Here is an 18,218-nt window from a genome sequence, read left to right as displayed (position 1 = left end):
GGATCAAAGCACGGTCAGAATTTTAACGCGTTAAGCCGCGCCTCCAGCATGGCGTGGTAGCCTGCGCCGAACAGCGATACATGCACCAGAGCGGGCCAGAGCTGATACACGGCCCGCCGGGTCGCCCAGTCACCCCCGGGCCGTCCGTAAGTCTCCCAGAAAGCCTCATGCGGGTGGCCGAACAGCTCCAGCATCGCAAGGTCCACCTCCGCATCGCCGTGGTAGCAGGCCGGGTCGATCAGGTGGGCACGCCCGCCGCCAAACAGCACATTGCCCGTCCACAGATCGCCATGCAGCAGGGCAGGGCGGGGCTGTGCCGGGATCAGGTCGGGCAGGCGGGTGGCCACGGCCTCCACCCGCCGGGCCAGCGGGGCGGGCAGGGCGCCCGAGAGTGGCAACAGCCGCCGTTCGGCCCAGAAGGTGGCCCAATCCTCCATCCAGCCATTCGGAATCGCGACAGATCCGAAGGCATAGTCCTCGTCCCAGCCATAGCCGAACATCTCGGCCCCATGCAGAACCCGCAGCCCCTCGCCCAGAGCGCGCCAGCCTTCCGGCGTGGCCCGCGACTCGGTCAGGTATTCCAGCAGCAGCACATCGCCGCCCACGCCCAACACCCTGGGCACCGGCGCGCCAAGGTCGCCCATGGCCGTCAGCATGAAGCCCTCGCGCTCCACCATGGCCCCGCGTTTTGCGACCAGCTGCCCGCCATCCGCCAGCGTGACCAGAGCGACCTCGGATAGGTCACCACCATGCAGGGGCCGGGTGGTCTGGACCCGTTGCCCGGTTATCTCGGCGATCAGGGCGTCCATGTCACCGTTGCTTCACCTGCCTGCATCTCGCCCTCGGCCCGGTCAAAGCGCAGGTAGGCAATTGCTCGGTCGCCCGCCCGCGTATGCAGCGTGCCCACCGGCTTGCCGTCGCGGGTGATCTCGGTGCCCGGTTCGGCAGGACCCTCCACAGTGACCGTCGCGAGCCCCTTGCGCAGCTCGGTCTTGTGTTTCATCCGCGCGGTGACTTCCTGGCCGACATAGCAACCCTTGCGGAAATCCACCCCGTTCAGCCGCTCGAACCCGCTTTCCAGGATATAGCTGTCCGGCCCCAGCTCCACGCCGGTCTCGGGAATGCAATGGGCCACGCGGATCGCGTCGAAATCGGTGCCATCGCCCGCCGCGCCCGCATAAGACCGCCAGCCCAGATCGGCATGGCGCGGGTCGGGATAGGCGCCTTCCGGCACCGGCCCGGTGCCCCGCGTGACCTCAAGATCAGATCCCGCAATCTTCACATCCGCGCGCAGCTTGTACATCGACAGACGCTGCGCCAGCCCCGGCGCCAGGGCACTGTCCACATCGATCCCGATCGCATCCTCCAGCGGCACCAGGAAGAAATCTGCCAGATACTTGCCCTGCGGCGTCAACAGCGCGGCATAGACCAGCCCGTCCTTCAGGCCAGCGACATCATTGGTCACCAGCCCTTGCAGGAAATCTGCGCGGTCACGGCCGGTTACGGTCAAAACGGTGCGGGTCATCTGCTTCTCCTGTCGCCTGGAAGACAGTATATGGGATCGAACACCGGAGAGACCACATGCGCGCGCCCTTGTCCATTGTCATTCCCACCCTGAATGCGGGTGAAGAGCTGCCCGGGGCGCTGGCCTGCCTCATGTCCGGGGTCGAGGCCGGGCTGGTGCGCGAGCTGGTGGTCACGGATGGCGGGTCCACGGATGGCACCGTGGCCCTGGCCGAGGAGGTCGGCGCCGAGATGATAACCGGCTCTCCCGGACGCGGCGGCCAGATCGCGCGGGGTGTGGTCGCGTCAAAGGGCGACTGGATCCTGATCCTGCACGCCGACACCCAGCTGGGCGAGGGCTGGGTCGAAGCCACCGAACGCCTCATGGCCCGCGCCGCCAGTGGTGAAACCTGCGCCGGATACTTCCGCCTGCGCTTCCGTGCCAAGGGGATGATGGCCGGGGTCACGGCGGGCTGGGCCAACCTGCGCTCCCGGCTGTTCGGTCTGCCCTATGGCGACCAGGGGCTGGTGCTGCCCCGCGTGCTGTACGAAGAGGTCGGCGGCATGCCCGATATGCCCCTGATGGAAGACGTCGCCATCGCGCGCAGGCTGCGCGGACGGCTGGTTGCGCTGGACGCCGAAGCCGCCACCAGCGCCGCGCGCTATCAGGCGACCGGCTGGGTCCGGCGCGGTGCCCGCAACCTCTGGACCCTTGCGCGTTATATGATGGGGGCGGACCCTAAGGCCCTGGCCCGGGCCTATCGACGCTAGCGACAAGGTGTCCGGTTTTTGCACCGCCTGCGGCTGATAGGGTGGCGGCATTTGCAGGGAACCTTGTCATGACCCACCGGACCGATCTTGAAACCGCATTGCTGACATCGGATGGCGCGGCGCGGGACATGAATTTCGAAGCGCCACGCTGGGAGGGGATCGCCGCACTCCTCGAACCTCTGGAAGAGCAGCTTGTCGAGGCCAATTCCCTTGACGGGGACGGGGCACCGATTGCCACGCCAATCTGGGCCTCCATCGAAGCGGCCACCAAAGACGCGGATATGGTTCACCTGAGCTACAGGCCCAACGTCGGACCCATCCGCCAACTGCAGGTCTTCGTGTTTCGGGAAGGGGATGGATCCCCCTTTATCGAACTGACCTTCTTCCCGGAGGACGTTACGCCGGTCGAACACCTGGAAACGGCGTTTCGCGATTGGGCGCAGCGGGTTACGGACACGCTGAAAGCCCGCCGGTGTTTCTGCCGCCATGAAAACGCCTCCTGGCGCTTTGGGGATGTGGGGCCGGGCTCCGGCGTGTTTCTGGTGATCTGAGGGCACCACCGCCAAGGCAAAGCCCGTTACTGCGCCGCTTCAGAACAACCCCGGGCTGTCCGAGCCGATCTTGACCGTGGCCGGTCCGCTGGAGGCAACCTGCTGCGGCCCCTTCGCCGCGCCGACGCCTTGCAGGGGCCTGCCCTTTGCGCGGGTCGGGGTCAGCTCGCCCCGGATCGCCATCAGGCCCTGGCGGTGGTCCGAACAACTGTTCACCGCCTGTTGCAGATTGCGCGAGAACTCCATCAGGTGCTTGGCCCATGCCTCCTGGCTCAGGGCCAGGCGGCGGGTGAATTTTCCGGTGCCATAGCCGGTCTCGTACACACGTTTGCCCATCAGTACCGCCTGGTAGGTCGGGTGGTTGAACAGGTGCCCCGTCTCCAGATCCAGCGCGGTGGGGGGCTGGTGTTTCCACAGCTCCAGGTTTGCGGCCAGCCTGTCGGGCACTTCCAGCTCGGTCCGCGCGTCGATCCAGTATTGGCTGTCGGTGCGATTTCCCAGCGCATAGTGCAGGCAGATGAAATCCAACACCTCGCTATAAAGCCCATCCATGGTCTTGTTGTACCGGTCCCGGTGGGCATCGTCGAAATCGCTGTCCGGGAAATAGGTCAGCAGGCGCTGGATCCCCAGGTCGATCATGTGGATCGCGGTGGATTCCAGCGGTTCGATGAAGCCGCTGGACAGGCCGATGGCGATGCAGTTCTTCACCCAGGCATTGCGCGTGCGCCCGACCCGCATCGGGATCACGCGGGGTTCTGCGCCCTTGGGGGCGTCGCTGCCCAGATGGGCCAGGAACTCGTCCCGGGCCTCGTCATCGGTGCGATGCGCGCTGGAATAGACATAGCCGGTGCCGATCCGGTGAAACAGCGGCACGCGCCAGCTCCACCCGGCACCCAGCGCCGTCGAGGTGGTGCAGGAGGCGATCGCCTTGGGATCGGGATGCGGGATCTGCAGGGCCATCGCGCGGTCATTGCCCAGGTATTTCGAATAGTCGATGAAGGGTTCCTTCAGCGCCTTGTTGATGATCAGCCCGCGGAACCCGGTGCAATCAATCACCAGCTCGACCGGATGTCGCCCGCGCTCCTTGAGCTGAACCGCCGCCACATAGCCGCGCTCATCCAGCTCGACATCCTCCACATCGTCCAGGATGTGTTCGACCCCACGCTCGGCGCCTAGCTCGGACAGCATCTTGGCAAACTCGCCCGCGTCGAGGTGATAGGCATAGCCCGCCAGCGGATGCACCTTGCTGGTTTCGATCGAAAACGGCCCCTTGTTGGCCTGTACCAGATCGTAGTTCGCGGTAAAGGTCTGGCAGAAATCGCGCCCGCCCGAGCCGAAGGCGTGGTGGTAATGGCAGGCTTCCGAGCCATTGATCTGCACCGGCCGCCCGAACGGGTTGAGATAGTCGATCAGCTTGCCGTCCGGGCCGACATTCCACTGGCGAAACATCACGCCCAGCTTGAACGAGGCATTGCAGCGGCGAAAGAACTCCTGCAACGGGACTTGCAGCATTTTCAGGGTCGCGGGCATCTGCGGCACCGTTGCCTCGCCGACGCCGACGGTCGGAATGTTGGGTGACTCGATCAACTGGATCTTCAGCGTCTCTTCCGAGAGGCTGCGCAGCATCATCGCCGTCAGCCACCCGGCCGTGCCCCCGCCGACAATCGTGACCGTCTTGATCGGTTCCCCCATGATCCGCCCCCCTCCATTGGTGCCTAGGCTCCAGCCTAGGCCAAAGCGCGGCGGGGACGAAATCTTTGTTGCAGGCGCGGGGGCGGGCGTGTCCTTGGGGTGACTCCCCCGTTTTGCAGGGGCCACAAGCACTCAGGTTTATCTGGTTCATAAAGGGAGCACGCCTGCCGCCCTCGTCGCGATCAGCCGCGCTCTGCTCCGGCCGCGTCTGTTGCGATGACATGGACCAGCCCGAGGTCGCCCGTCGCGGTCAGGGCGTCGGTACACCAAACCCCGGTCAACCCGTCCAAAGCCACGGGAGCATCCGCCGGGTCCGCCGCCGGGATCCGCAGACCAAGGCCGGACGGGTCCGCCGCGTTATAGGCGTGTAGGGCGCCGGCAAGCGTCGGGGCGCGGGTCTGCGCCACATAGGTGCCCCCGTCGAAACCCACCACGACCGTCCACAGCCGATCCAATTGCTGCGACATCGCCCGCCTCACGTGTCCTGAAACTGCAACCGGTACAGGGCGGCATAGAGCCCGTCGCGGGTGATCAGCTCGTCATGGGTGCCCTGGTCGATCACGCGGCCCTGGTCCATGACGACGATGCTGTCGGCCTCGCGGATGGTGGACAGGCGGTGGGCGATGACCAGCGTGGTGCGGTCCTGGCTGAGCTCCTCCAGCGCGGCCTGCACCAGTTTCTCGCTCTTGGCATCCAGCGCCGAGGTCGCCTCGTCCAGCAGAAGGATCGGTGCGTCGCGCAGGATGGCGCGGGCAATGGCGATGCGCTGGCGCTGGCCGCCCGACAGGTTGGCGCCGCGCGGGCCCGCGGGCGCGTCCAGCCCGCCCTCGATCCGCGGCAGGAAATCGGCCACATGGGCGGCCTCCAGCGCGTGTTTCAACTGCGCGTCCGAGACATCGGTGCGGCCCATCAGGACATTGTCGCGCAGGCTTTCGTCGAACAGCAGCGCGTCCTGCGACACCACGGAAAAGAGCCCGCGCAGATCGTCCAGCGGCAGCTCGTTCACCGGTACGCCGCCCACGCTGACCTCGCCGCTGTCGGCATCGACCAGGCGGGTCAGCAGGTTGAAAACGGTGCTCTTGCCCGCCCCCGAGGCGCCGACCAGCGCGGTGGTCCGGCCTGCCCGGGCGGTAAAGGTCGCCCCCTGCAAGACAGGCGTTTCTCCGTATGAGAAACAGGCCGTGCCAAGCACCACATCCGCCTGATCGGCGGGCATGGGCAAGGATTTCGGCGCTGCCGGTGGCAGGATGGTCGGGCGCTCGTCAAAGATCGAGCGCAGGCGGATCAGGCTGGTGCGTGCCGCCTGCCAGGCGCCCGAGATCCGGCCCACCTTGCGCATCGGGTCGAACATCATCGCCATGGCGGTGAAAAAGGACATGAACTGCCCCACGGTCTTGTCGCCGCCCGCGACCTGGGTGCCGCCGTAATAGACCACGGCGAAGAAGCCGAAACCGGCGATGATATCGACCAGACCCGAGATCCCGCGCGCATTGGAAAAGGCGCGGATATGGGAGCGGGTAAAACCCATGACCTCGTGCTGGATGCGGTCGGTTTCGCGGTCTTCGGTGCCCGACAGTTTGATCGAGTTGATGCCGTGGAAGCTCTCGTCCAGGCGAGTGGAAATCCGCGCGGCGGCATCGCGCGCCTCCAGGGTGTAGCGGCGGATATAGCGTTGCAGGAGCGTGATCGGCCCCAGGAAGACGGGCACGGCAATGATCGCGATCAGGGTCCAGAGCCAATCGATATAGAAGGCCACCCCCAGCAACGCGAAGAGCGACACGAAATCGCGCACGGCCGAGGACAGGGTGCTTTCCCACAGGAAGGACACTGCCTGGGTGTCGCCGCGCACACGTTCGATCAGCGTGCCCGGCGGCGTGTCGCGGAAAAAGGCGCTGTCCAGCGTCAGCATGTGACGTACCAGGTCGGATTGCAGGTGGGCCGAGCTCTGCTGCCCGACCTTGACCATCAGCACGCCGTGGCCAAACCCGGTCACCGCGCGCAGCATGAACAGCCCCAGGACCGAGAAAGAGACGAACAGCAGGTCCGCCCGCGTGCCGCCCATGAAGACATCGTCGAACATCGGTTCCACGATCCGGGCGAGCACCGCCAGAGACAGGCCCTCGATCACCATCATGATCAGCGAGGCAATGAGCAGCCATTTGAACGGGTGCATGTATCCACGCCAGAGCCAGCGCAGGGTTTCGGAAGTCGGTTCAGGTGTGCTCATCGGCGGGGATCCTGTCTGGGCCCGGTTCGGGCCCGCTGTGGGCTTCACCCGGTTTACTTTCTGCGCAGCGGCACGGCAAGGGGAGGGGAGTGGCCATGGCCGGTCTGTCCCCGGGCTCCCACCCTGTCTGCCGTTGCGCGGGTTGCTGCGTGGCGCTTGCCCACCCCGCCCGGGCACAGACCAGCCATGGCCCCCGTTGCAGGCGTTGACCTTGTCGTCCCGCCGCCCTACGGCTTGCTCCTGTCAAATGTTTCTAGGAGGTCCCATGTCCCTCGCCCAAGGTCGCAGCTATCTGGCCATTCCCGGCCCCTCGGTCATGCCGGATCGCGTGCTGAACGCGATGCACCAGGCCGCGCCCAACATCTATGAGGGCGCGTTGGTCGAGATGATGCCGACATTGGTGGGCGACCTGAAAGCGGTGGCACGCACCGACGGCCACCTGGCCATCTATGTCGCCAATGGTCACGGCGCCTGGGAGGCGGCGCTTGCCAATGTGGTGGCCCCCGGCGAAAAGGTGCTGGTGCTGGCCACGGGCCGCTTCGGCCATGGCTGGGCCGAGATGGCCGAGGCGATGGGGATCGAGGCGGAGGTGTTTGATTTCGGCCGCGCCGCGCCGGTGGATGTGAACCGGGTCGAGGCGCATCTGCGCGCCGACAGCGACGGCCGGATCAAGGCGGTGCTGGCCACCCATGTGGACACCTCGACCTCCATCCGCAATGACATTGCCGCCATTCGCGCCGCCATGGATGCCGCCGGACATCCCGCGCTGTTGATGGCCGATTGCATCGCCTCGCTTGGCTGTGACCGGTTCGAGATGGACGCCTGGGGCGTCGACGTCACCGTGGCGGCCTGCCAGAAGGGGCTGATGGTGCCGCCGGGCATGGGCTTTGTCTTTTTCGACGACCGCGCCGCGACCGTGCAGGCGGAAATGGAGCGGGTTTCGAACTATTGGAACTGGGCGCCGCGGGCCCATCCGCAGGTGTTCTACCAGTATTTCGGCGGCACCGCGCCGACGCATCACCTGATGGGCCAGCGCGCCGCGCTGGATCTGATCGCCGACGAAGGCGGGATCAAGGCGGTCTGGACCCGCCATGACCACCTCGCCCGCGCCATCTGGGCCGCGATCGAGGCCTGGGGCACGGGCGGCCCGATGCGGCTGAACGTCACCGACCCTGCCCACCGCTCGCGTGCCGTGACCACGGTGCAGATCGGCGCGCCCCATGGCACCGCGCTGCGGGCTTGGGTCGAAGAGCAGGCCGGCGTGACCCTGGGCATCGGCCTGGGCATGGGAACACCCGAAGACCCCAAGTCCGACGGGGTCTTCCGCATCGGCAACATGGGCCACGTGAACGCCCATATGGTGCTGGGCGTTCTGGGCACGATCGAGGCGGGGCTGTCCGCGCTGGACATCCCCCATGGCAAAGGCGCACTGGAAGCGGCGGCGCGGGTTGTCGGACAAGGCTGATCGGGCGCTGCCCTCTCACCCCATACCGTCGCCTCCCTGGACATCCAGGTCACAGGTCTCCCCGTGTGTCGGCATGATACCCCGGGCCCTGCACCACCGGTGCCGGAAACCCCCCGCGTTGGCCAAACCCTCTGTTACGCCCGTGCGCGTGTCCCACGTCCGCCCCCCCAGCCTCCAGCGCGGCGACCGGCAGGCACCGGGTCAGAACCGGTAGACCAACCCGAACCTGGTCACGTCCAGGCTGGCGGACCATTCATTGTTCCTTGCGTTGGACATGTGGTAATACCCGACTGAAAACGAGGCATTATCCGTGATCGGCACCATGATGTCGAACCCGGTGCGAAACTGCAAAAGCTCGCGTTTTTCGAAATGGGACAGGTCGCTCTGATGCAAGGCAATCCCGGTGTAGGGCGAGATCTGGACCTCCCCGAGGTAGAAATCCTTGCGCAGCCCCAGCGAGGCAAAGGCGCCGCCGTCTTGCGATAGGGCAAAGGCCCAGATGGGCTTCAGGTTCCAGAACCATTCCTGTTCGGAATAGAAGTCGAACGAGGCAAGACCGTCCCGTCCAATCCCGTCCTTACCCCCCGCATTCTTTCCAAGTGTGACCATCCAGCTCCCGTTCGCAGCGTCTTTCGCGCGCATTTCCGCGGATGGATTTTGTGTCCCCAACGTTAGGACGATTGCACCGACATATACCGCATAGCTGACACCAAATGGCATTGGCTCACTCCCCTTCTTCCCGGGGCGTCCTCACCACGACCGCTTACTGTTCCACTACTCTCCCAACTGATCCGTCACTCTCCCTCAGACGTCCCCCTGGGTTCAGTCTGCTGAAATTGCCGAGAAAAATCAAGTTTTTGGCTTGGTTTGTCGGGTTGTGGAGGGAGGGTTGAGCCGTCTTGAAGCGTTTCGAGCCAAACCTCAGACAGGGGTAGCTCGAAACGCTTTAGCGGCGCTGTTTGCGCCGTGGAATGAAGACACTCACCAGCGCCCCGACCAGAAGCGCGGCGCCGAACCCGGCCACCGCCCAGATCACCGCAAGCCACAGGAACAGGTTCACCCCCAGCGAAACCAGCGCGGGGAGGGTGTAGTCCGGGGCGATGCCAGTGGGTCGGTTCTGCATGGTGTCAGTGTGCCACAAACGGGCGCGGCACAGGGTCACATGGCGGTGAGGGCGGGGGGAAGCGCAGAGGGGCGGCGGCTGGTTCAGCCCCCCGCGCGAGCCGCTGTCAGCGCATCGGGCAGGGCGGCTTCGAACAGGTCGAGGTCCTGCGGGCGCCCGGCCGAGATGCGGATGCAGCGGTCCTGCGGTGCGACAAAGGGCATGCGCACGAAGACGTCACGCGCGACCAGCGCGTCCAGCACCGCGCGGGCAAAACCGCCATCCGCGCCGCAATCCACCGCGACGAAATTGGTGGCCGAGGGCAGGGCGCTCAGCCCGTTCGCCTGGGCAATTGCGCCGATGCGGTCACGGGCAGCGGCCACCTGGGTGACCACGTGGTCGAGCCAGCCCTGATCCGCCAAGGCTGCCAACGCCCCCGCCTGGCTGATCCGGCACATGCCGAAATGGTTGCGCACCTTGTTGAAGGCCAGGATCAGATCGGGATGGGCGATTGCATAGCCCACCCGCGCGCCCGCCAGCCCGTAAGCCTTGGAGAAGGTGCGGAACCGAATGACCCGCCTGTCGTCAATATCCAGCGGCGGGGCGGTGTCTTCGGGTGCGAACTCGACATAGGCCTCGTCCAGCACCAGCAGGGTGCCCTCTGGCAGGGTGTTGATCATCGCCTGGACGCGGGGGGCGTCGTGCCAGCTGCCCATCGGGTTGTCGGGATTGGCGAGGTAGACGAGCTTGGCGCCGGTCTCGGCGGCACGGGTCACCAGCGCGGCGGGGTCTTCGTGATTGCCCGCGTAAACCACGGTCTCCAGCCGTCCACCGAAACCCGCCACATGGTAGTTGAAGGTTGGATAGGCCCCGGCCGAGGTCACCACCGCATCGCCCGGGCCGACCATCAGCCGCACCAGATAGCCCAGCAGCCCGTCGATGCCCTCGCCGACCATGATCGCCTCGGGCGGCACGCCGTGATGGGCACTCAGCGCCCGGCGCAGATCGTGACTTTCGGGATCGCCATACATCCAGGCCTCGGCTGCGGCCTCGCGCATCGTTTCGATGGCGGCGGGCGAGGGGCCGAAGATGTTCTCATTCGCGCCCAGCCGCGCGGCAAACTCCCGTCCCCGCGCGCGTTCCTGCGCCTCGGGCCCGACGAAGGGCACCGAGGCGGGCAGCGCTGCGGCAAGCGGGGTGAGGCGGGGGGCGGAGGTCTTGGTCATGGGCGCAGTATGCAAAAGGTTGCGGGGGGGACAAGGGGGCAATCCCGGCCTTGCGCCGCACGCCCGTCACATCGCGATCCGCCCCGTCGGCGGGGGCGCGGGCCAGACGGCCATCGAGGCCGCCCGTCCCGCCTGGGCACCGCGTCCCGGGCAGGTCACGCGCCGCGTCGGACGTTCGGCCGATGGTGGCCTGGCAACAGGGTGACTCCTAGATAAATCGTATTTCTGAAAGGAAAACCGGCCACAGAGAGATCTGCGGCCGGTCAGATGTTCGAAAAGTGAAGGTGCTTAGCCCAGCTGGGCGAAGGGTGTGGACTTGGAAATCTCCACTTCCTCCTCACTCATGCCTTCCGGGATGCCCTCGAACAGCGGGGTCGACAGGTAGCGCTCGCCGGTGTCGGGCAGCATGACCAGGATGTTCGATCCTTCCGGCGCGTCCTTTGCGACCTCCATCGCTGCGGCGAAGGTCGCGCCTGCCGAGATGCCGACGAAGATGCCTTCCTCGACCGCCAGGCGGCGCGACCAGGCGATGCCATCGGGGCCGGGGATCTTCAGCAGGCTGTCATAGCCCGACTTGTCGATCGCCTCCTGCAGCACCATCGGGATGAAGTCCGGGGTCCAGCCCTGGATCGGGTGGGGTTCGAACTCCGTATGCCCTTCGGTGGCCTGGCCCACGCCATTGCGGCCATTGACGATGCCCGAACTGACCAGCGCCGCATTGGCGGGCTCGGCCAGCACGATCTTGGTGTCGGGGCTTTCGGCGCGCAGTACACGGCTGACCCCGGACACGGTGCCGCCGGTGCCATAGCCGGTAACCCAGTAATCCAGGTTCACCCCGTTGAAATCGTTCAGGATTTCCCGCGCGGTGGTGCTTTCGTGGATATCGGCATTGTCGGCGGTTTCGAACTGGCTGGCCAGGAACCAGCCGTTCTTCTCGGCCAACTCGATCGCCTTCTTGTACATGCCGAAGCCCTTCTGCTCCTTGGGCGTCAGCACGACCTTGGCGCCCAGGAAACGCATCAACCGTCGGCGTTCGATGGAAAACGCCTCGGACATGGTGATGACCAGCGGATAGCCCTTGGCGGCGCAGACCATGGCGAGCCCGATGCCGGTATTGCCGGAGGTCGCCTCGACCACGGTCTGGCCCGGCTTCAGGCGGCCATCGCGTTCGGCGGCCTCGATGATGTTCAGGGCCAGCCGGTCCTTGACCGATCCCGCCGGGTTGAAGGCTTCGGATTTGACGAAGACGTTGACGTGTTCGGGCGCGATGCGGTTCACGCGAATGGTCGGGGTATTGCCCACGGTGTCGAGGATGCTGTCGTAACGGCGGCCGTGGCCAGTGGTCGTGCGAATGGTCATCTGAATGCCTTTCCTGCTGTGCTTGGGCGGAATCTAGTACAGCCGATCCGCCGCGAACAGGGGGGCGGATCACTCAAGGCAGGCGTTTGGGCTGTGCGGCGGGCTGCGGAACACTATTCCGTCTCTGTGCTATCTGGGGGAATTTCGCCCCTCCTCCCGGGGGTGGAAGCCGGGCAGGGGGAACGAATGTCCGCCCCGCCCGGGTTCAAATCAGGTGCGGAACACCCGGTAGATCGCCGGGATCACCAGCACGGTCAGAAGGGTGGAGCTGAGCAGCCCGAACAGCAACGAGATCGCCAGACCCTGGAAAATCGGGTCGGCCAGGATCACCACCGCGCCGATCATCGCCGCCACTGCCGTCAGCAGGATCGGTTTGAAGCGAATGGCGCCTGCCTCGATCAGGATTTCCAGCTTGTCCTTGGCCGGGTCGGCGTGACGGATGAAGTCGACCAGCAGGATCGAGTTCCTGACAATGATGCCCGCCAGCGCGATGAACCCGATCATCGAGGTGGCCGAGAAGGGTGCTGCGAACAGCCAGTGCCCGGCCATGATCCCCAGGAAGGTCAGCGGGATCGGGGTCAGGATCACCAGCGGCAGCTTGAACGATCCGAACTGCGCCACCACCAGGATGTAGATGCCCAAAAGCGCCACGCCGAAGGCCGCGCCCATGTCGCGGAAGGTGACCCATGTCACTTCCCATTCGCCGTCCCAGAGCAGGGTGACGTGGCTCTCGTCGTCAGGCTGACCGTTGAGCGAGATCACCGGCTTGGTGCCCGGGGGCCAGTCCATCCTGTCGATCTCCTTCTGCACGGCGAGCATCCCATACAAGGGCGCTTCATAGCTGCCCGCCAGCTCCGCCATCACCATCTCTGCGGCGCGGCCATTGTGGCGGAAAATGGGGTGGGAGGCGGTTTCCTCGCGCACCGAAATCACGTCACCCAGCTCCACCACACCGCGCGCGCCGGGCAGGGTGTTGGCAGGGATCGGGGTCGACAGGAAGCGTTCGTCCATCACCCGGTCGGCGCGGTCACGTTCGACCGTGATCGGGATCGGGTAACGCCCGCCGCCGCGATGCGAATATCCCACGGTCGAGCCGCCGTTCAGGATCGCGATCGTGTCGAAGACATCCTGCTCCTGCACCCCGTGGAACTCCAGCTGGTCGGTCGAGATGGTCGCGCGCAGGCGGCGTGGGGCCACGCCGAAACTGTCGTCCACATCGACCACGAAGGGCACCGCCTCGAACGCCTGGCGGATCTGAGCGGCAGCCTGGCGCCGGGTGTCTGCATCCGGGCCATAGACCTCCGCCAACAGGGTGGCGATGACCGGCGGGCCGGGGGGCGGTTCGACCGTCTTCAGCACGGTGCCCATGGGCACGTCGATTTGGGAAATACGTTCGCGGATTTCCAGAGCGATATCATGGCTTTCCCGCTCGCGGTGGTGTTTGGCCGTCAGGTTGATTTGCACGTCGCCCAGCTCCGGCGTCTGACGCAGGTAATAGTGCCGCACCAGCCCGTTGAAGTTGAAGGGCGAGGCCGCGCCCGCGTGGGTTTGCACGGAAATGACCTCGGGCAGGTCCAGCACCGCCGCCGCCACATCCTGCGCCACGCGGTCGGTCATTTCCACGCTCGCACCCTCAGGCAGGTCGATCACCACGGACAGCTCGGACTTGTTGTCGAAGGGCAGGAGTTTCACCGTCACGTCGCGGGTATAGAGCGCGCCCAGCGAGCCGAAGCTCAGCACAACCGTCACCAGCAGGAAGGTCAGCGCGGTCGCTTTCGAGCGCAGCACGGGCCGCGCCACGGCGGAGTACATGCGGCCCAGCCGACCTCCATGACCGCCGTCCTCGTGACCGTGAGCGGCGGCCTTGCCCGCCACTTTCACCATCAGCCAGGGGGTAATGATCACGGCGACGAAGAAGGAAAAGATCATCGCCGCCGAGGCATTGGCCGGGATCGGCGACATGTAGGGGCCCATCAGCCCCGACACGAACAGCATCGGCAACAGCGCCGCGACCACCGTCAGGGTGGCGACAATCGTGGGGTTGCCCACCTCCGCCACCGCGCGAATGGCTTTTGTCACGCGGTCTGCCTTGTCCTTCATAGACCAGTGGCGGTCGATGTTCTCGATCACCACGATGGCGTCGTCGACCAGGATGCCGATTGAGAAAATGAGCGCAAACAGTGACACGCGGTTCAGCGTATATCCCATGACCCAGGCGGAAAACAGCGTCAGCAGGATCGTGACCGGGATCACCACGGCGACCACGATGCTTTCCCGCCAGCCGATGGCGAAGAGCACCAGGCCGACGATGGACACGGTCGCAAGACCGAGGTGGAACAAGAGCTCATTGGCCTTTTCGTCAGCGGTCTCACCGTAGTTGCGCGTGACCTCGACCTGCATCGTGTCGGGGATCAGGCCGCCCTCCAGCGCCTCGACCCGGGTCAGGATCTGTTCGGCCACGACCACGGCGTTGGCCCCCGCGCGCTTGGCAATGGCGAGCGTGACCGCCGGGGTGCGGTGCACGTTCCCCGCCGCATCGCGCGTCACGTTCGACACGAGTTTGTCCGAGGTATCCGGCACGAAAGAGACATCCGCCACGTCGCGCACATAGACCGGGCGCCCGTCGCGGGTGGTGATCAGCAGATTGGCGATCTCTGCAGGCGCGGTCAGGCTTTCGCCCGCGATGAGCGCAATCTGTTCGCCGCCATCGCGAATGTAACCGGTTGAAAAGGCACGGTTTGCCGCGCCCACCTTGCCCGCCAGCTGTTGCAGGGTCACGCCGTGCAACGCCAGGCGTTCCGGGTCCGGCGCAATACGGATCGCCTCGGGGCTTTCGCCGACCAGATAGGTCAGGCCGACATCGCCGATCTTGGCAACCTCCACCTGCAACTCGCGCGCGACGCGGGTCAGGTCATTGGCGCTCAGGCTGTCCTCGCCGGGTTTCGGCGTCAGGGTCAGGGCGACAATCGCCACGTCATCAATTCCGCGCCCGACGATCAGAGGTTCCCCGATCCCGACCGGAATGCGGTCCATATTGGCGCGGATCTTCTCGTGGGCGCGCAGCATCGCGGCATCCATCGAGGTGCCGACCAGGTAGCGCGCGGTGACCATGGCGTAATCGTCGCGGGTCGAGCTGTAGACATGATCAATCCCGTTGATGCCCTGCACGATGGTCTCCATCGGTTCGGTCACCAGTTTCACCGCATCCTCGGCATTGAGGCCCGGAGCCTGGATGTGAATATCCACCATCGGGACCGAGATCTGCGGCTCCTCCTCGCGCGGCAGCGACACCAGCGCGACCAGACCCACGGCCAGGGCCGCGAGGATCATCAAGGGTGTCAGCGCCGACTGGATGAAGGCTTTGGTCAGCCCGCCCGCGATGCCGAGCGGGGTCTTGTGGCTTTGATCACTCATGGCCCGCAGCCCCCGCGTTTTTGGCGGGCGTGTAGCCCTGGACGATCATGTCGCCGGGTTTCAGGCCGGACACGACCTCAACCAGCGCCTCGCCCTCCACCACCTGTACCTCGCCCAGCACCACGGCGCGCTCAGTCACGTGGCCGTCTTCCTCGACGGCGACGAAATCCAGCCCCATGCGGGTCAGTACCGCGTCCTGATGCACCATCAGCGCGGCATGTTCGCCGACCGGTAGGCGCACCAGCACCCGCGCGCCAGTGAACGCTTCCGACAGCCCGTCCACCTCGACATCTGCCGTAACCCGGCCGTTTTCGATCTGCGGATAGAGCTTGGCCAGGCGGCCGGTCCGCGTTTCACCATCCTCGCCGATCAGGATCTCGGCGCCTTCTTCCAGAAAGCCCGCGTGGCGTTCGGGCACGGCAAGGCGCAGGAAGAAGCCGCCACCGCCGATCATCGCCACAGCCTCGCCCGGCATGACCACCGCGCCGGTGGTCACCGGCACCTCCAGCACCACGCCCGACAAGGGCGCCAGCACCGTGCCCTCCGCCGCCTGCTGCTCGATCACCGAGCGTTCGGCACGGGTCGCCTCGATCTGGTTCACCAGCACATCGACCTGGGTGCGCAGCGCGTCCAGCCGCTGCACGGTCGACACCCCACGTTCCACCAGGTCCTCGCCGCGTTTCAGCTCGGCTTCGGCATTGTCCAGCTGCGCGGCCAGCGCCGCCATCTGCGCATCCACCGCGTTCAGCTGCAGGGTCAGCTTGGCGTCGGTGATGGTGCCGATCACCTGTCCCATCTCCACCCGATCGCCTTCCGAGACCGCAACAGCCTCCAGCGTGCCGCCCAGCCGGGCGCGGGCCGGCACCAGGTCGCGGGCCTCGATCCGGCCGAAGACCGCTTTCCAGTCGGTCACTAGGACTTCATGCAGCGGATGGGCCTCCTCGGCGTGCAGAGTGAACGGGATCAGCGCGGCCAGAAGCGCGGCGGGCAGGGGCAGTTTCATGGCGTTTCTCCGGGATTCGCGACGGGGTTCACGGCGGGTTGAATTCGTATATCTTGTTTTTATAATATATTTCAAGACCCGTTGAAACATGCAACCCGGCCGGGTGGCGCGGGACCGGAAAGGGTAAGGGATCCTTTACCAGTGCCGGAGGCTGTACATCTGTCCAGATTGACAGGTGCGGGGCGGGGCTGGCACAATTTTTCTCAGAAATTTTTCCCATTACGAGGCGACTCACATGATTCTTTCGACCTTGAAACTTCGCCTGCCCTCATCGCTCGTCGCGCTCTGCGCCTCGGTCGCGGTGGCCGTGACGGCCGCCACGCCGGGACCCGCGCGTGCGGATCGGGGCGGAATCGTGGCCGGGGCCATCGTCGGAGCGGCGATCCTCTGTGCAGCCAATCCCAGGGCCTGCGGCGGTGGCCGCAGCGGTGGGCGCAGCGGCGGCGGTGGTGGAACCGGCGACGCCATAGCGATGAACCGTGACCAGAAGATGATGGTGCAAAGCGGCCTGCAGAACCTGGGCTTCTATACCGGTGCCATCGACGGGGCGATCGGCGCGGGCACCCGTGGCTCGATCCGCACCTATCAGACCGCCGTCGGCGCGCCTGCGACCGGCGCGCTGACCGGTGTGCAGATCAATGACCTGGTGGCGCTGTCGCCGCGCTATGTGCGTTTCCCGCTGGGCGACGTGAACCTGTTCATGGCGGATATCGCGCCGGATCTGGACCGCGATGGAGTGGCCCGGCTGCAGGCGGCGTTGAACCGCGCGGGCTATGACGCGGGGCCGGTCGATGGCGCGATGGGCGGGCGCACCAGCGATGCGATCCGGCTCTACAAGATCAACAACGGGCTGCCCGGCCCGGCGCTGCCGACGCGCCGCCTGCTGGCCCATGTCGAAGGGTTCGAGGCTCCGCTGCCCGCCGGGATCGAGATGGCCTCGATGCGCCCGCAAGGGTTTGACGGCGGTCAAGGCTACATGGCCGGGATGAACTCCGGTGCCGGTACCGGGTCCGGTGGCGGCATCGGCACGAACCTGACCGGTGGCGGCGTGCCCGTGGCCAACCCGCAGCCCGCGCCTCAACCGGCCCCGATGCCTGCGCCGGTGACCACGCAGGCCAACAAGGGCGGTCAAGGCAAGGAAACCGGCGGCGCCCCCGTCGTGGTGGCCCGCGCCGAAACCGTGGCGCCGCAGGCCCCCGCCGTGGCCCCTGTTGCGCCGGTTGCGATGGACCTGGAGTTCGACATTCTCGGCGCCAAGCTGGGCATGGACGCGGTCGCCCTGGACCAGGTGCTGAAGGTCGAACTTGGCGCTGACCTCTTGTCCGGCGAGGCCGGTGCCGATCAGTTCGGCGGCAATGCGACCCTGGCCGCCGCGCGCCAGTGGCTGCAACCCAATTGGCACGAGGCCCCGGCCGAACAGATCGTCGCCCTGTCCGACCCGGCCCGCCCGGAACTGGGTGCGCTGGCGCTGATCCGCTTGGTGCGTCTGCCCCAGAACGTGGATCAGGCCATCTTCGATCAGCACGTCCTGCCCGAGATGCTGGCCTATTATGGCGCGATCGGTCGCGTGGGTGACAGCCTCAGCTGGATTGGCAATGGCGAAGCCCGTGAGGCCGCCGCCGCCGACCCGGCCGCGCTGGCCGCCTGTGGGGACCTGAAAGTCGCCTCCGTACCGGACGCGGCCACCGGCCTTGACGGTTTGTGGAGCAAGGGCGGCGGCATCACCCTGGACAGCGCCAGCCTCGACAGCGTGTCGAATGCCTGCGGCACCGTGGTCAAGGTCAGCTTCCAGCCCGGCCTCCTGACCATCAGCCTGTGGAACGCCGATGCGCTGAACAGCACCGCCGCGATCCCGGTGATCAAGTTCTGATCCGGGCTGCACCCTGACACCGAAAGGCGCGTTCC

At 66.1% G+C, this 18,218-nt stretch carries 15 protein-coding genes; 4 read left to right on the top strand and 11 right to left on the bottom strand.

What is annotated here, in order from left to right; genetic code table 11:
- Window positions 1–14 precede the first annotated feature (14 nt).
- Both ACO07D_RS21300 and ACO07D_RS21295 read right to left on the bottom strand, forming a co-directional pair.
- Window positions 15–809, bottom strand: a complete 795-nt coding sequence (locus ACO07D_RS21300; protein ID WP_421704939.1) for a fructosamine kinase family protein — start codon at window positions 807–809, stop codon at window positions 15–17.
- Window positions 797–1,525, bottom strand: coding sequence for a YgfZ/GcvT domain-containing protein (locus ACO07D_RS21295; RefSeq protein WP_421704938.1), 729 nt, complete (start codon window positions 1,523–1,525; stop codon window positions 797–799). The genes ACO07D_RS21300 and ACO07D_RS21295 overlap by 13 nt, the downstream gene beginning before the upstream one ends.
- 56 nt (window positions 1,526–1,581) lie before the next feature.
- Between ACO07D_RS21295 and ACO07D_RS21290 the strand changes: the two genes are divergently transcribed.
- Window positions 1,582–2,274, top strand: coding sequence for a TIGR04283 family arsenosugar biosynthesis glycosyltransferase (locus tag ACO07D_RS21290; RefSeq protein ID WP_421704937.1), 693 nt, complete (start codon window positions 1,582–1,584; stop codon window positions 2,272–2,274).
- Window positions 2,275–2,342: 68 nt separating this feature from the next.
- Entirely contained in the window at window positions 2,343–2,825 is a 483-nt protein-coding gene (locus tag ACO07D_RS21285) for a hypothetical protein (protein WP_421704936.1), read from the top strand.
- A 39-nt stretch (window positions 2,826–2,864) separates the two neighbouring features.
- On the opposite strand, the gene ACO07D_RS21280 is transcribed toward ACO07D_RS21285, so the two are convergent.
- The 3 genes from ACO07D_RS21280 to ACO07D_RS21270 all read right to left on the bottom strand — a co-directional run bounded on the left by ACO07D_RS21280 (window position 2,865) and on the right by ACO07D_RS21270 (window position 6,744).
- Window positions 2,865–4,517, bottom strand: coding sequence for a tryptophan halogenase family protein (locus tag ACO07D_RS21280; protein WP_421704935.1), 1,653 nt, complete (start codon window positions 4,515–4,517; stop codon window positions 2,865–2,867).
- 182 nt (window positions 4,518–4,699) lie between these two features.
- A complete protein-coding gene (locus ACO07D_RS21275; protein WP_421704934.1) occupies window positions 4,700–4,984 on the bottom strand; it encodes a hypothetical protein in 285 nt (94 codons plus the stop codon).
- Window positions 4,985–4,992: 8 nt separating this feature from the next.
- Window positions 4,993–6,744: an ABC transporter ATP-binding protein gene (locus ACO07D_RS21270; RefSeq protein WP_421704933.1), complete on the bottom strand. Its 1,752-nt coding sequence runs from the start codon at window positions 6,742–6,744 to the stop codon at window positions 4,993–4,995.
- 265 nt (window positions 6,745–7,009) lie between these two features.
- Between ACO07D_RS21270 and ACO07D_RS21265 the strand changes: the two genes are divergently transcribed.
- Window positions 7,010–8,209, top strand: a complete 1,200-nt coding sequence (locus ACO07D_RS21265; RefSeq protein ID WP_421704932.1) for a pyridoxal-phosphate-dependent aminotransferase family protein — start codon at window positions 7,010–7,012, stop codon at window positions 8,207–8,209.
- A gap of 201 nt (window positions 8,210–8,410) precedes the next feature.
- On the opposite strand, the gene ACO07D_RS21260 is transcribed toward ACO07D_RS21265, so the two are convergent.
- From ACO07D_RS21260 to ACO07D_RS21235, 6 genes are all read right to left on the bottom strand, one after another.
- Entirely contained in the window at window positions 8,411–8,818 is a 408-nt protein-coding gene (locus ACO07D_RS21260) for a hypothetical protein (RefSeq protein WP_421704931.1), read from the bottom strand.
- Between the two features lie 337 nt (window positions 8,819–9,155).
- Entirely contained in the window at window positions 9,156–9,332 is a 177-nt protein-coding gene (locus tag ACO07D_RS21255) for a hypothetical protein (protein WP_421704930.1), read from the bottom strand.
- Between the two features lie 83 nt (window positions 9,333–9,415).
- Window positions 9,416–10,537 carry a pyridoxal phosphate-dependent aminotransferase gene (locus ACO07D_RS21250; RefSeq protein WP_421704929.1) on the bottom strand — a complete coding sequence of 374 codons (1,122 nt, stop codon included), beginning with the start codon at window positions 10,535–10,537 and terminating at the stop codon, window positions 9,416–9,418.
- Between the two features lie 288 nt (window positions 10,538–10,825).
- Window positions 10,826–11,896, bottom strand: a complete 1,071-nt coding sequence (gene cysK / locus ACO07D_RS21245; protein ID WP_421704928.1) for a cysteine synthase A — start codon at window positions 11,894–11,896, stop codon at window positions 10,826–10,828.
- Between the two features lie 210 nt (window positions 11,897–12,106).
- Window positions 12,107–15,310: an efflux RND transporter permease subunit gene (locus tag ACO07D_RS21240; protein WP_421704927.1), complete on the bottom strand. Its 3,204-nt coding sequence runs from the start codon at window positions 15,308–15,310 to the stop codon at window positions 12,107–12,109.
- Complete coding sequence (locus ACO07D_RS21235) at window positions 15,303–16,313, bottom strand: efflux RND transporter periplasmic adaptor subunit (protein WP_421704926.1); 1,011 nt, start codon at window positions 16,311–16,313, stop codon at window positions 15,303–15,305. The genes ACO07D_RS21240 and ACO07D_RS21235 overlap by 8 nt, the downstream gene beginning before the upstream one ends.
- A gap of 235 nt (window positions 16,314–16,548) precedes the next feature.
- On the opposite strand from ACO07D_RS21235, the gene ACO07D_RS21230 reads away from it, so the two are divergent.
- Window positions 16,549–18,183 (top strand): peptidoglycan-binding domain-containing protein, encoded by a 1,635-nt coding sequence (locus ACO07D_RS21230; RefSeq protein WP_421704925.1) that lies wholly within the window; start codon window positions 16,549–16,551, stop codon window positions 18,181–18,183.
- The last annotated feature ends 35 nt before the right edge of the window (window positions 18,184–18,218 follow it).

The sequence above is a fragment of the Aliiroseovarius sp. genome (assembly GCF_965228805.1).
GTDB lineage: Bacteria > Pseudomonadota > Alphaproteobacteria > Rhodobacterales > Rhodobacteraceae > JASBTN01.
The sequence above is the reverse complement of the archived record's forward strand: the minus strand, read 5'-3'. Positions and strand labels throughout refer to the sequence as shown.